The 14,634-nt window shown below is 49.1% G+C and carries 13 protein-coding genes; 12 read left to right on the top strand and 1 reads right to left on the bottom strand.

Features of this window, described 5'->3' with window-relative positions:
- Positions 1-5 precede the first annotated feature (5 nt).
- The 7 genes from V8N38_RS20615 to V8N38_RS20580 are packed head-to-tail and all read left to right on the top strand — an operon-like array spanning position 6 to position 5,661.
- Complete coding sequence (locus V8N38_RS20615; RefSeq protein WP_047729931.1) at positions 6-815, top strand: antA/AntB antirepressor family protein; 810 nt, start codon at positions 6-8, stop codon at positions 813-815.
- Entirely contained in the window at positions 808-1,560 is a 753-nt protein-coding gene (locus V8N38_RS26120) for a host cell division inhibitor Icd-like protein (RefSeq protein WP_413789449.1), read from the top strand. The genes V8N38_RS20615 and V8N38_RS26120 overlap by 8 nt, the downstream gene beginning before the upstream one ends.
- The gene (locus V8N38_RS20600; protein WP_047729932.1) at positions 1,553-1,732 is read left to right on the top strand and encodes a DUF4222 domain-containing protein; all 180 of its coding nucleotides are present in this window, start codon (positions 1,553-1,555) and stop codon (positions 1,730-1,732) included. Before V8N38_RS26120 ends, V8N38_RS20600 begins: the two co-directional genes overlap by 8 nt.
- Positions 1,725-1,949, top strand: a complete 225-nt coding sequence (locus V8N38_RS20595; protein ID WP_047729933.1) for a hypothetical protein — start codon at positions 1,725-1,727, stop codon at positions 1,947-1,949. The genes V8N38_RS20600 and V8N38_RS20595 overlap by 8 nt, the downstream gene beginning before the upstream one ends.
- Positions 1,946-2,542, top strand: a complete 597-nt coding sequence (locus tag V8N38_RS20590) for a hypothetical protein (RefSeq protein ID WP_053056849.1) — start codon at positions 1,946-1,948, stop codon at positions 2,540-2,542. Before V8N38_RS20595 ends, V8N38_RS20590 begins: the two co-directional genes overlap by 4 nt.
- Positions 2,526-2,882 carry a hypothetical protein gene (locus V8N38_RS20585; RefSeq protein WP_142105825.1) on the top strand — a complete coding sequence of 119 codons (357 nt, stop codon included), beginning with the start codon at positions 2,526-2,528 and terminating at the stop codon, positions 2,880-2,882. The genes V8N38_RS20590 and V8N38_RS20585 overlap by 17 nt, the downstream gene beginning before the upstream one ends.
- Positions 2,875-5,661 carry a TOPRIM and DUF927 domain-containing protein gene (locus tag V8N38_RS20580; protein WP_147840329.1) on the top strand — a complete coding sequence of 929 codons (2,787 nt, stop codon included), beginning with the start codon at positions 2,875-2,877 and terminating at the stop codon, positions 5,659-5,661. Before V8N38_RS20585 ends, V8N38_RS20580 begins: the two co-directional genes overlap by 8 nt.
- A gap of 263 nt (positions 5,662-5,924) precedes the next feature.
- On the opposite strand, the gene V8N38_RS20575 is transcribed toward V8N38_RS20580, so the two are convergent.
- On the bottom strand, positions 5,925-6,428 hold the full coding sequence (locus tag V8N38_RS20575) for a hypothetical protein (protein WP_147190250.1): 504 nt from the start codon (positions 6,426-6,428) through the stop codon (positions 5,925-5,927).
- Positions 6,429-7,041: 613 nt separating this feature from the next.
- On the opposite strand from V8N38_RS20575, the gene V8N38_RS20570 reads away from it, so the two are divergent.
- The 5 genes from V8N38_RS20570 to V8N38_RS20550 are packed head-to-tail and all read left to right on the top strand — an operon-like array spanning position 7,042 to position 14,625.
- Positions 7,042-7,215, top strand: a complete 174-nt coding sequence (locus tag V8N38_RS20570) for a hypothetical protein (protein WP_165440190.1) — start codon at positions 7,042-7,044, stop codon at positions 7,213-7,215.
- A 4-nt stretch (positions 7,216-7,219) separates the two neighbouring features.
- A complete protein-coding gene (locus tag V8N38_RS20565; protein WP_147840302.1) occupies positions 7,220-9,916 on the top strand; it encodes a transglycosylase SLT domain-containing protein in 2,697 nt (898 codons plus the stop codon).
- Complete coding sequence (locus tag V8N38_RS20560) at positions 9,913-11,601, top strand: hypothetical protein (protein ID WP_147840303.1); 1,689 nt, start codon at positions 9,913-9,915, stop codon at positions 11,599-11,601. The genes V8N38_RS20565 and V8N38_RS20560 overlap by 4 nt, the downstream gene beginning before the upstream one ends.
- Complete coding sequence (locus tag V8N38_RS20555; protein ID WP_187181568.1) at positions 11,601-14,153, top strand: hypothetical protein; 2,553 nt, start codon at positions 11,601-11,603, stop codon at positions 14,151-14,153. Before V8N38_RS20560 ends, V8N38_RS20555 begins: the two co-directional genes overlap by 1 nt.
- A 13-nt stretch (positions 14,154-14,166) precedes the next feature.
- Positions 14,167-14,625 carry a hypothetical protein gene (locus V8N38_RS20550; protein ID WP_147840304.1) on the top strand — a complete coding sequence of 153 codons (459 nt, stop codon included), beginning with the start codon at positions 14,167-14,169 and terminating at the stop codon, positions 14,623-14,625.
- Positions 14,626-14,634: the final 9 nt, after the last annotated feature.

The raw sequence follows: 14,634 nt of genomic DNA, 5'->3' as shown, positions 1-14,634 counted from the left end.
AACTAATGGATATTGAAAAAACGGCCAACACTGGTCGGGGACAAACACATCATAAAGAAAGTAAAAGCGATATTAACGGCAGCAGCTTTGCATCTTTGGTGCCGGTCTCTCATGGGCGGATAGGTGGGCGTGAAAGTAATATTGTGAGCGCGAAGGCATTACACAAAACACTGGGTGTAGGCCGTGACTTTACTAACTGGATTAAAGGCCGTATTAGCCAATATGGATTTATAGCCACTGCCGATTATATGTTTGTTGAGAGTTTGAGCGCGCCAAAACGGGCGAGCGCAAAAGCCAGGCAACAGCTCGAACATGACTACCTGATAACCCTGGGTATGGCTAAAGAGTTGGCAATGGTTGAACGCAATGAGCAGGGGCGTGCCGTTCGCCGTTACTTCATTCAGTGCGAAGAAGCATTACAGCTCAGTGCGCCAGAAGTGGCCGCCCAGTTCCGTCGCCAGCTTAAGGCTCGCATAGGTGCAGCTAACCTGTTTAAGCCAATGTGTGTCGCTTTGGATACTGCCCGCGCTGAACAGGGTAAGCAGACGCTACAGCACCACTACAACAATGAAAGCAACATGATTGCCAGGATTGTGCTGGGTGGGCTGTCAGCTAAGCAGTGGGCTCAAGTTAACGGGATTGACGGCGATCCGCGTGACAGCATGAACGCGGAGCAATTGGAGCACCTTACCTATCTGGAAAGCACCAACATAACGTTGATCGAGTTAGGGCAGGACTACCACCAGCGCAAGGCAGAACTGGCGCGATTATCACAACGTTGGATGGCGAAACGTTTAGGGGCAGAGCATGCATAACCACGCTTCCAGCCAGAAAGATGCCTTTCCCCTAGGCGGCATCCATTACTGTTCCGCTGGTGGATTGGCACAAATGAAGAAGGGCTGCACTGCTAATGCAACCCTTCGGGGTCATGACTCAAATTTGAGCTATGAACAAAATCAGTATGTTACCAATCTACTGGGTAACCAATTTTCATTAGGTCGAGGTGCTCAACCCTTTGGTTCAATTCCTTCTTTACGCAATCTATCTCGGCAAGAATCTTTAACCCATGAGCTGAAATTTCCCTGCCCAGCAATGGTGTTAATTTGTTCAAGTAGTGAGTCTTCAAAGCGTATGTGCTTCATAGTGCTGCCTTTGCGGTCAAACGCCTTTTTTTCTTTTTCGTCTTGCATTGGTAGTTACCGGTATTATAATGGTGATACAAATGGTAACTACCGCTTTGTGGTAAATCAATATCATTTTGTAAATACAGCGAAGCCCGGTAGTGGTGGAACACTAACCGGGCCTCTTACCACCAACGATAGAATCAGTATCGAGGCAGCTATGTCAGATCATATCACACCCTTAACCGGGCGGAGTTCGCTCACCCAGAATAAGTTCACCTGGCGCTTTCTGGCGTTATCACGTATAGACCGTAAGGCAAATCCTTGCCGTATGTCTGTAGAGGCCTACACCGAACAAGAAGCCCGCCAGGTGTTAGCCCCTCATTTCATCCTGTCATTCGCTGGGCGCCTGCCGATTCAGGAGGTAAGCCATGCGTAAACCCATGCCAAAAGAACGCTATCAAGATAAGCGAGGTCAGTTCATTACCATCAAATCATGCATTTTCAATCGCGTGATATTTATCCGTGCTGGTTATCAAGCTGAATGCACGTATCCGCTCAATCGCTTTGAATCTGAATTTACCTTTGCCGGAGAGAAAACCTATGACTAATACAACTCATTTTCTCACCGCGGCACTTATCCATGACACAGAGTGCCTGTTAGCAATCTTACGCACGATTAACGATGTCGAAGATACCGAACGCCAGAGTTTTTTAGTCGATGCCGCAGAAAACATTGGCAGCAATCTTCTAAGTAAATTGCAGTGCAATGAGGCTATCGATGATGCCGCATCATCAGATGATAGCAAGGCGGGAGAGACAGAATGAGCAACGTTATCCCTTTCCAAAAAGTAAAAGAAGTGACTGAACAACCAGGTGAATACTATGCAGAGGCCATTCATGATGGCGTGAAGGTATACCAGAAATACAGCGATAACAGATACCACGAGCAAGAAGTAATCCCGTTCGCTGATGTACTGATACGTGCTGATGATGGAGAGTGGGATGATAATCGTTCTTTGGCGCTGCGACTGCTAGCTGAGTGGGGGGGCATCCCGGAGAACCATTCCCCACATAACCTCGTAGTGCTTTATCGCTGGCTGGTGGCTGATGCTTACATCGCTGACTTGGTGGCCATAAATGGAAGAGAAGAGTTCCACGGGCAGAATGGCGGTATGGTGACAAACCGGAAGATTGAGCGATTGGCTATCGCGAATAACATTGAAGGTACTGGTATCGAGCGCTACGGAATTGAAGAGGGCGCAAAGTTTATCGTTAAGTTCTATCAGCAAATGCTTGAAATTAGTAACGGCAATATTGTCGGTATATCGGCGTTTGGGCGCGACACACTGAATGAGTTACATGAGGGATTCTTGCAGGCCTACATCACGGAGGGCTTACCTAATGAAACTCATCACTAAAAATCCCCGTCTGAATGCTCTCGCAAACCAGTATGCGGTTGCTGTGTATCGTTATGTAATTCAGCAGAACAAGGGCTGCCAGTTCGATTTTGGCATGGATGGGGAAGCCCTCTATGTTGCCATTATGGGGGGTGTGCCTGGCATCCGTGACTTGGTTGATTCTTACCTTTTGGATGCATTAAAGCTGAATTGCCCGCAGTTGGATTTGTTAATTATTCAAATGATTAGTAAATGCCTAGACGATGGCAACCTGACACCGCGAGGTTTGGCAGTCTGGCAGTGCATAAAGAAAGATATGTACGCAACTGTATTGGGCAATGGGGGACGGCATGATGCGTAACATTGACCTGATCCGCGAAGTGACCAAATTAGCAGCCAACCGCTGGCCTGATGTGTTGCCGATGGTGGGGATCGACGTTCCCGTTAGCCCACGTGCGCAAGTGGCATGTCCTGCTTGTGGCGGGCGTGATCGGTTTCGGTTCGATGATAACGGGCGCGGCTCCCATTTCTGCAACCAATGTGGAGCTGGTGACGGGTTAGATCTCATCCAGAAAGTAAACCGGTGCGACGCTACCGAAGCCGCTCGGATGGTTGCTGACGTGCTGGCTATCGATTACCGGGCAGCAGATACCGGATCAGAAGCTACTCGCCAGAACAAGGCTGCAATGGAGGCTGAGCGGCAACAACGTGAGCAGGAGCGCCGGCAGGCAGAAGCCGCAGATCATGAGCGTAAGAGCCAGCAGTTTAACCGGCGCTGGCAATCACTGACTGTCGATGCAGTGGAAAGCGAGCCTGAATATCTTAAGGCTAAGGGGCTGACCGGCTTCACCTTCCCCACACTGAAAGATGGCCGCTTGCTGGTGGCCCTGACTGATGAAACCGGCGCAGTCACGGCAGCACAGACTATCACCCCCGCAGGTGAGAAACGTCAGGTAACGGACGGCACCAAGCGCGGAGCATCCCATACCCTGGCTGGTGGACCAGAGCACCCAAAAGTGGTGATTATTGGTGAAGGGCTGGCAACTACCCTAACCGCTCACCTGATACGCCCTGACGCGCTGACGGTAGCCGCGATCGATGCCGGGAACCTATTACATGTAGCGGAGGCGATGCACCGCCGGTATCCAGACGCGCAAATCATCATTGCAGGGGATAACGACTACCACGAACCGGGCGAACTGGACGAGCACGGTAAGCCGAGGAAGAACACGGGCCGGATCGCAGCAGAGAAAGCCGCTGCTGCTGTCGCTGGGTGGGTATCAATACCACCGACAGAGTACAAGGCTGATTGGGATGATTATCGCCAGCAGAACGGGATAGAAGCCGCTGTACTGGCATTTAACAATTCACTGTGTCAACCCAAGGGGGAAGGTGTGAGTGTCCAACTGAAAGCCATTGAGGGCGGTAAAAAAGACCACCAAGAGGCTGACCCGCTAAAACCTCGCATTGAGAGCCGCAAGGACGGCGTTTTCTGGATCACGCCGAAGGTAGATCAAGTGAGTGGTGAGGTTATCAACAATGAATCGTGGTTGTGTTCGCCGCTGGAAGTGATCGGCACCGGCAGGGACGACAAAGACCAATACCTGATTATTCGCTGGCTACCGGTGGGTGAAAGCACACCTACTACCGCCGCTATCCCTTTGGCCGATATTGGCGAGCGTGAGGGTTGGAGAACACTTAAGGCGGGTGGGGTCAACGTGACCACAAAAAACGCGCTCAGGGCGACACTAGCCGACTGGCTGCAGTGTGGCGGCTCCCGCGAAATCTGGCGTGTGGCACAGGCTACGGGCTGGCAATGTGGGGCATATATCATGCCAGACGGAGAAATAATCGGTTCACCTGAAAGACCGGTACTATTCAATGGCCGTAGTGCCGCGGCAGCCGGATATACCGTCAAGGGAACGCCAGAAAGCTGGCGTGATTCGGTGGCGCGCTTGGCTAGGGGAAACCCGTCCATGATGGCAGGTATCGGCGCTGCGTTGGCAGCCCCACTAATTGGGCTGGCCGGCGCTGACGGGTTCGGCATCCACTTCTACGAGCAATCCAGTGCCGGTAAGACTACGACCGCCAATATTGCCAGCAGTCTGTACGGTGAGCCAGATGGCTTGCGCTTGACGTGGTTCGGTACCGCGCTAGGGATAGCCAACGAGGCGGCTGCGCACAATGACGGCCTGATGCCGCTTGATGAGGTGGGACAAGGTGCTGATCCGGATAGTGTAGCGAAATCTGCCTACACTTTGTTTAACGGCGTCGGTAAGCTGCAAGGGGCCAAGGAGGGCGGCAACCGTGATTTGAAGCGTTGGCGTACAGTGGCTCTCAGTACCGGGGAAATGGACATTGAAACCTTCATTGCTACCGCTGGACGCAAAGTGAAGGCTGGACAACTGGTGCGCCTGTTAAACATCCCGCTGGAGAAGTCACAACACCATCACGAAACACCTAACGGAAAGGCTCACGCCGACGCCCTGAAAGATGCCTATCAGCACAACTATGGAGCCGCTGGACGCTATTGGATTAAGCACCTCGCTGACCACAAGCAACAGGCCATAGTTGCGGTGAGAGCTGCTGAGGAACGATGGCGCTCACTAATCCCGGCAGATTACGGCGAACAGGTTCACCGGGTAGCGGCGCGGTTTGCTGTACTTGAAGCCGCATTACTTCTCGGCTGTGTTGTTACTGGATGGAATGAGCAGGAATGCCGAGACGCGATACAACACAATTTCAACTCCTGGATCAAAGAGTTCGGTACTGGCAACAAAGAACACCAGCAGATTATCGAGCAGACAGAATCTTTCCTGAATGCCTACGGTTTGAGCCGCTTCGCACCACTACCTTATGACCCGCAGGGGTTTCCTATACGTGATTTGGCTGGCTACAGAGATAAGGGAAAGCATGATAGTGATGCCATGGTGTTCTATACGTTTCCTGCAGCTTTCGAGGATGAGATAGCGCGGGGTTTCAATTCGAAGCATTTTGCCAAAGTTTTGGCAGGAGCTGGAATGCTGACACTGCCAGCCAGTGGAAGGGGTTATCAGCGAAAATCACCGCGCATAGATGGGCGGCAGATTAATGTGTACGTGATCCATCATTTGCCAGAAGGCGAACAGTCAGAAGAGTAAATCTATACATGTGATAAAAATATGTTGGTTCAGTCAGTTCAGTTGGTTCAACTTGTAAAGATGGTTGTTCTAAAAGAGAATTATCGTTCATTTTGAACTAACACTGAACCAACAAATGGCACTTTTGAACTAACAAACTATTGGGTTTCTTGTTGATATCTTAGATATCCATCCTGGATGGAGTTTTTGCTAGATTAACTCGAATATGGCCTCTTTTGAGGGGCGTTGTGTAAAGCCACCATCTCAGCAGGTGGCTTTTTACCTCAGCCAAGCAATGATTGAGCCACGCCTGCAGCAATAGCTGCAAATGAAGCGTTATTGGTCAATTTACTCCAAAGACTCTTCACCTCAGGGTCATTACTTTCTTCAATAGCTTTTGCTAACTGCTCAATAGTTATATTTTTGGTTATCGAGTTAATAGAGCCAGCTTGAAAATCGCCCCCCGCATGTACTGCTCCATTGAATGTAATGCTAGTTACATTTGGTTGAGGTGTGGGCTTTACATCCAACGCTCTGACTTTTAGGCTAGCTAAGTAGGGATAACCGCCGCCGCCAATATCAAGGCTTTGATTTACATCATAATCTAGAATTTCAAAGTGCCGCTCTTTTGTCCCCTGCTGAAGAGTTATGAGTTTCCCTATATCAAAAGGGCAGGTTTCATCAATTAGAGTGATCAATATTTCGTTTTTACTATTTACCTTGTTACCGTAAAACGTCTGGGATTCATAAGTGAAAATATGAGGGAAAAAAAATTCGTCAGGGCGCATAAAACATCCTTTATGTGTGTAGGGGCCATATAACTTACCATAAAAAATGCTCGCGCAAGCTGAGCTAAATCTTGCACACAGCTTCAGGTTGTTAACGGTTGCGGCACAACGGAAAGAGCACTGCATTTGGGCACCTTAGCGCCCCTTGGCATGAACGCGGTTTTCCGACCTAAACACCTCGCCGCCAACAGGAAGTACAATTGTGGCTGGAACAACCACCACACCGCTCCGCAATGGTGAAGTTGCGTGTGGGCAGACATAGATCTGGTGAGAGCTGATGCTCAGGACGCTGTGACGTGTCACATGGTAAAGCGTGACGAGTCACGGCAAGTCACACAGCACAGTTTCCGCCGCTTGGCGGTTCTATCCCATGAATAAACAATCACAAGACTAACCATCATCACTTTAGTTATCACTTTTTATACGCCAAATCATTACGTTATCTATTTCTTTCAAATGGTTAATGCATGATTGCTTAATGAAAATAAATACTACTTCACCTTAATTTAATGGAATATTTTTCTATTTATTTTTATTTAAATAGAAAATTAATTTTGCGTGTTTTTCGTCCTGAAGTATCATTGTATGCATAACCAGTCATGGGATTACATACATGAAAAATGCCCGCTTCAACCCCAAGCCAATACTTATTGAGCACGATTGCGTTGAGGCGATGAAGCGCCTTCAAGAGCAGGAACGCAGTAAATCCCCACTTGGCGTTGCGCCTTCCCTTCAAGATATTGCCCGCGGCCTAATACGCAAGGCATTGCAACAAGTAGGAGAGTAGTTCCATGCCAATCGTCCCAACTTATCAACGTCAATCGCAATCCCAGATGGCGCCGGTTAACACTCAAGATTTGAGGATTCCGAAAGACAATGTCTTTACAGCGCTGGCCGATGTAGGCGCAAAGGGGCTGGATGTGTACCAGCAAGAAAGGCAAAAGGTCGATTTGGCTGACATGCAGGACAAGATTAACCAGTTTTCCATGTATGCCGATGACCTCTACAACAACCCTCAGAACGGTTTGATAACCCTGCAGGGTAAAAATGCCGTTGGACAGGGAGAAGCTCGCGCCGGGCTGATATCAGATAAAGCTGCATCGATTCGTGAATCGATACCTGAGTATATGCGTAAGGCATTTGACCAGCAGATCCAGCCGCTGGGACGTAGTTACGGTAACCGCTTCCGGCAGTATGAGGTTGGGCAGAAGCAGCAGTATGAAGTGGGTCAACAGCAAGGCGTACTCAGTAATTTTTTGACCCAAGCTAAAAACCCAGCGCAGTTTGTGCCAGTGGTTCTTTCTGCTCGCCAGGCGATAATGGACTTCGGTGCGGCCCATGGCCAGAGTCCAGAAGAGATAGAGGCGAATTGGCAACAATGGTATCAAGGTGCAGCCAATGCTGCTTTTAGCACCGCCTACACCAATATGTATCAACAGACCATGGGGCCAGGTGGGATAATCCCTGTAACGGATGGTGCTAATAGCGATCAATTATTCTCTGCGATGATTCGTGCCGAAAGCGGTGGAAATCAGTTTGATAATAATGGCTCACCGCTGATGTCATCAAAAGGAGCCGTTGGCATTGCACAGGTAACTGAAGCTACCGGGCCCGAGGCGGCTCAGCTTGCTGGTCTATCATGGGATAGGGATAAGTGGCTTAATGATCCGCGCTATAACGCAACTATTGGGCATGCCTATTTTCAGTCTCAGATGAAACGTTATGACGGGGATTCCGTGCTTGCTGTGGCCGCATACAATGCAGGTCACGGTCAGGTTGATAAATGGATCAAGCAAATTGGCGATCCACGTAAAGGCGAGATTTCTTCTGCTGAATTTGCAGCAAAAATACCCTTTGAAGAAACACGTAACTATGTCTCGAAAGTGGTTGGTTCTGCTCCAGGAATTCCAGTCAACGCCTCGATTACTGGATTAATGAACACACCATATTGGCAGGCCATGAGTCCTCAGAACAAATCTGCGGCCATGGCAAAAATTGCTGGGCTATACGATCTTCAGAATTCAGCGGCACGCATTGGGTTACAGAACCGAATGCAGGATGATGTTTCGCGCGTTGAGCTTGGTCTCAAAGTTCCTGAGCCTATTACTGATAGAGAATGGATCGCATCAATGCCGCTTAGTGCCACGCCGCAAGAGCGCATGCAACTACAGCAATCATACCAACGCTACCAACAAACCCTTGCCATGCAACCGGCCTATCAAACGATTGTGCAAGGTGACGTGCAGCAGGGCATGGCGGCAGTAAATGCCATGAAGCCAGATGTTAGCGATCCAGATTTTACGTTTAAGCAGCAACGATATGCTCAAGTTGCCAGTAAGTTTGCGCAGGTGCAGAAGGCAAGGGAGGATGATCCAGGAACGTGGCTTCTTCAGAACTCTCCAGTCATCAAACATGTCTATGACCAATTTTCTCAACGCCAGGTAACCGGTGAATTCTTTGCATCGCGAATTCAGGCTGAAAAAGAGCGCTTGGGAATACGTAGTAAAGACATACTCCCTACCGAGATGGTCAATAGCATTCTGCACCAGATCGATAACAGCAATGAACAAAGTGTGGCGGCAGTACAATCTATCGCCCAGAGCTATGGAAGCCAGGCTCCAGCTGTAATCTCGCAATTACAGGGGAAGTCGGGAAGTGCACTAAGTGTTGTAATGTCTGTTGATAACGCAAATGCAGCTAATGCATTGTTCCAAAATAGAAAGCTATCAACGGATGAATTAAAGAAGGCGGCTGGAACACAATCATCATCTGTTGAAAGTGAATGGTCAGATCAGTTTGCTGATTTTGGTGTGTCACTAGCATCTCAAAGGGGTGGCCTGAAGGCATACTCAGACTTCAATGAGCAGGGCAAGCGGCTTGCATATATTTATGCATCGCGTGGCATGGACGGGGCATCTGCTGCCAAGATGGCATTCACCCAGATCGCTGGCGACCAATACGAATTTGAAGGTACTTGGCGTCTGCCAAAATCATTGAACCTAAATGTCCGTGATATTACTGACGGAACAGATAACTACCTGGAAAAATTAAAGCCAGAAGATATAGACCCGCAAGGTTTTGTGGGTGACACTCGCTTACCTGCAGAAGTTGGTAGGGCAATGGCTTTGTCCAGAATTAAAAACAATGCTGAATGGGTTACCAGTGAAGACGAAAAAGGGCTTTATCTAACTGCAGATCGGACCTATATCAATGGGGCTGATGGCAATCCTATCTTTGTTCCATTCAATGAACTCTCCAAGCTGGGGATCGCTGATAGAAGTTTTATCAATGCACGTTTACATGAATTAAAAACTCCGGCTACGTTCACACCAGCGGATGGGATGGACAACCGCGCTATCAATAATGATTTGTCGGATGTCTATCGCAGCCTGCGTGGAGAACCTGCGAGGGAGTTTACTGGCTACCAGGAACAGAAGCCTGCGGAAAACCCACTGGGTAATGCTCTTCAGCACAGGAGTGGCCAATGACAATTTATACAACCAAGCCTGATCCATCGGTTACCAGGCCACTTGCCAATTTAGAATCAGGGCTAGGTGAAAGTCTATCGGCTGAATTTACCGAGGGATTTAGGGAGGGGCCTCTAAACTCATGGGCGCGCGCATCGCAAGCAGATGCATTGAACATGGACCCTGAATCCCCGCGGATGACGAAAGACGAAGCCGAGGCTGGTTTCAAAACTTATGGCGTAAAGTCTATCAATGTCCCACCGCAAGGGATTAGCAAGGCTTTCTATGACAACGTAATTTCTGAAACTCGCAACAGACTTGAGCGTCAGGCCATTATTCAGTCGGCCCCGTCTGGCCTTGTGTCTTCTCCACTTAAGTTCGTTGCGAACCTTGGCGGGAATATGGTTGACCCGGGTAACCTTGCGATTGGGCTGGTTCCATTCTTCGGGCAAGCCCGATCAGCAACAATGCTTGGAAGGGCTGCTGAGCGTTTTGGGCAAGGAGCGGTGATGGGCGGGGCGCAAACTGCGGCAACACTACCATTTACCGCTATGGGCGCTGCGGCGGAGGGTGACAATTACACCATTGGCGATGCCGGCGGAAACTTGCTGATGGGGATGATCGCTGGTGGTGCGCTTCATGCTGGTGGTGGTTTCATTGCGGATATGGTCCGTGGCCGCCGTCAGGAGTCAGCTCCTGTCGCTGTTGACGCTGGTGATCCAGCCATTATCCCTGTTGATTCGGCTATGCCAATGGAGGTAATGCCACCTCCACGTGCCTTGGATATTGTGCCGGCTGAGACTAGTCGGTCGGAGTTAAATAACTCTATATCCAAAAGCATTGATGATTATGCGTATTCAACAGGATATAGCGATGTTATTCCTGATTTTATCGAACAGCGCCGTGCTATAGCTGGTCAGCAGATAGATAACGTTAATGCTTTACGGTCAGAATTGACCAGGAATAATCAGCTAACCCAATCTTTAGATGCAACATTGAAAGAAAGAACGTCAGCTTACCAGGCTGAACGAATGAAATTTAAAGAGGCGCAAACTAAGGCCCGCCAGGATATTGCTGATGAAAAAGCTGCTCTTGAGTCACGCAACGCAGAACTTCAACAGCAGATAGATAATCATGTCGAAGGGGCCAAGGCTGCGCAGGATATTGCTGATATAAGCAAAGGGCTTATACCGGAATCAGCCAAGCCGCTGATTGAACAACGTGCCCAACAGATAAGAGAAGGCTTGCAGGAAAGCCCGCTTGCTCGCGGTATTCGAACGGCCTCCCAAAGATTTGATGATGCTGATATCTCCATTCGAGAAAACGCTATGCGCGCCGCTATAGCTCAGGTGAAGCGCGGTGAGGATATCAACGTAGACCCATTCTTTGACCTTATGGATCCGGTTAAAAGACCAACTGCCATTGAGCAACTTTCAAGGCAATCCCAGCTTCAGCCCGATCCCGTTGCAGGGTCTGTCAGTGCTGCGGCGGAGCAACAGGCTAAACGCGCGACACGTGAAGATGCCGATTTTCTAAATGCCCAAGAGGATTTTGAGGCTGAATTAAACATTCTCAATGCGCTCGCTGACTCTGCAGGCAATGTAAAGCTCAAAGAAGAACTTAAAACAATTCGTCAGGAAGCTAACGATACCAGTCTGCAAAAAGGTATCCAGGCCGCTGCTGGCTGCATGATAGGTAAAATGTGATGGCAAATCGATACTTGGCTGACTGTGAAAAATTGGTGATTAAGGCCGCCGGACGTGACTTGTCAGATGATGAACTGCAGGATGTGTTCGGACAGCTTCGGAGAAACATCGATCGCTATCAGGCAGAGAACGCCTCAATCACTCTTGAAGAGGCTGCCCTGAAAGCTGCTGATGAAATGGTCAGGGGCGACAAGCTGGCCAGGGTGATCGAGGCTCGTAATAAGGCGATTAACCTTAAGATCAGGACTAAGCTTGAGAGCTTTTTAAACAATAGCAAAGAATCTCTTGGTGCCGATCGGCCAGATATAGCGCTATCAGCACTATTGGTTTCCCGCAATGAGGCTGCGGAAGGATTCCGCGCCTCGGCGTCTCGCGAGCAGGGGCAGCTTGAGGGGAAGTACATTGCAGGCTTTGAGCATGATTTAGATCAGTCAGGTCTATCCAAGGCTCTATCCTCTGGAGAGTATGACCAAGAGATCGCCGATGCGCTTTGGAAGGTGGGTCGCGGAGAACCAACAGCAGGTTTGTCGAAAGAGTCCATCAAACTTGCCGAGATAATTAATAAATGGCAGGAGGTGGCAAGGCTTGATAGCAACCGCGCGGGATCATTCATTGGCAAGCTGGCTGGTTATATAACACGGCAAAGCCATGATTGGGCGAAAATCCGTAGTGCCGGCTATGAGGCCTGGCGGGATACAATTCTTCCCCGACTTGATCAGTCAACTTTCGATGGCGTAGCCAATCGCGACGAATTTTTGCAGAGCGTCTATAACGGTCTGGCGTCTGGTATCCATTTGAGTAATCAGAAGTCAGATTGGTTATCAGGATTTAAAGGAGGATCCAATCAGGCAAAGCGTGCGAGCCAGGAGCGAGTTTTACACTTTAAGGATGGCGTTGCATGGCATGAGTACAATAAGGCCTATGGTGTCGGCAACCTTCGCGAATCAGTTATGTCAGGGCTAACCAGTTCCGCCAGGACTACCGGCGTAATGCGCGTGCTCGGCACAAACCCTGAAAATATGTTCAGTCATTTATTCGAAACCCAACAGGCACGACTCAAGAAGCTGAACAATCCTGCAGCCGAGGCTGATTTTGCTGGGCGCCGGCGCGCTTTGGAAAATGAGCTTTCAGAAATTTTGGGGTACAACAGCATACCTGCCAACTCAGCGATAGCCAGAGCCGGGGCGACTATCAGGGCTGTAGAGGGAATGACCAAGCTTGGCGGGGCTGTCATATCTTCGTTTAACGACGTTGGCAACGCAGCGATGGAGCTACGCTACCAGGGTATGAATTTAATGGATGCCATGGGGAAGAGCATTGCAGGTAAGCTCAAGGGATACAGCGCGGCAGATCAGAAGGAAATTCTTGGATACATGGGGATTTTTACTGACTCAGTGCGCGATGAGATGATAGCTAAATTCTCAGGTGATACGTCGGTGCCTGGGCGCATATCACGGTTGCAGCGCACCTTCTTCAAGCTAAACCTTCTGAACTGGTGGACAGAGAACAGTCGAAAATCCATGGGATTGGTTATGTCCAATTGGATGGCGCGCAATTCAAAATCGGCTTGGACTTCCATGAATGAAGATCTGCGCAGGGTTCTTAACTCCAGTGGAATCACAGAGCGTGAATGGAATCTTTATCGCAGCATGGAAATGGATACCGTCCGTGGCAATCAGCACATGACCCCCAATGGCGTTAGGTATATTCCAGACGAGCGGATCGCTGAATATGTTGCCGCCGATGGACTACAAGTCAATAAGTCCAGTATTGCTGCGGCGCGCGAGTCTCTGGAAGGTAAGCTACGCGGGTATTATCTTGATCGGGTGCTCATTGCCATGTCAGAGCCTAGCGCCAGAACCCGTGCAATGATGAAGCAGGGCACGCAGCCTGGCACTCCACTTGGTGAAGCTATTCGCTTTGGAGGCCAGTTCAAATCGTTTACCGGCTCTTTTATGCAGAATACCATTGGGCGAGAAATATATGGTCGTGGCTATACGCCGGCAGAATTGGGGCAAAGTCGCTTCACCAGCCTAGCCAATGCCATGCGCAATGGTAACGGCGAAAAGCTGGGGCTTGCCCAGTTGTTCATTTGGATGACTGCATTGGGATATGTATCGATGCAAACCAAGTTGTTACTGAAAGGGCAGACGCCACGCCCGGCGGATGCAAAAACGTTCCTTGCTGCTGCTGCGCAGGGGGGCGGTCTCGGCATTATGGGCGACTTCCTGTTTGGTGAATACAATCGGTTTGGTGGTGGCTTGGCATCGAGCTTGGCGGGTCCTACCGTTGGTGACCTTGATCAGATCCGTAACCTGTTCCTGCGAGCTAGAGACGGTGATGCAAAAGCGGCTGACTTGTTGAAGTTTGGTATCGACCATACACCATTCATGAATCTGCATGTAGTGCGACCGGCGATGAACTACCTTATTCTAAACCGTGCGCAAGAATGGCTTAGCCCTGGATCTCTGGAGCGGTATCGCCATCGAGTAGAAAAAGAACAGGGGAACACCTTCATTGTTCCACCGTCTCAGTTTATGCTTGGAAGATAGTCAAGGAGGAGCCGTGGCAATATATACAGATAACCCCATGACTGGGGGCAATCAGTCCTTATGTAGTATGCAGCCATCCTTCAGTGAGGTATTCACCGCTTCATTATCATCTGGATGGCATGATAGTGCTTTAGTTTCATACTTTAGAAATTCAAAGTTAGACGGCATAGCAGCAAAAAGTAGTTCTGAATTTGTTGATAAAAGTATAGCTGAGCAAGCTTTTATGCACTATGGGATTGGTCATGTTAATATACCAGAACATGGTATTAAGAAAGATGTTTTTAATGCAATTATAGATGATAGGACATCACAAATTTATAATGAACAAATTCTTTGCGGTGTTGTAGATGGAACTCCGATGTCCTATCTATCTACTACGACTGGATTTATATCATCCCCAGTGACTTTAGTTGCAATCATACTAATTGCACTTCTATTCTTAAGAATTAGAAGGATGAAAAGGACGTTCTAAAACTAAGCC

Source organism: Serratia nevei (genome assembly GCF_037948395.1).
Lineage (GTDB): Bacteria > Pseudomonadota > Gammaproteobacteria > Enterobacterales > Enterobacteriaceae > Serratia > Serratia nevei.
This window is presented reverse-complemented; position numbering and strand designations above follow the sequence as displayed.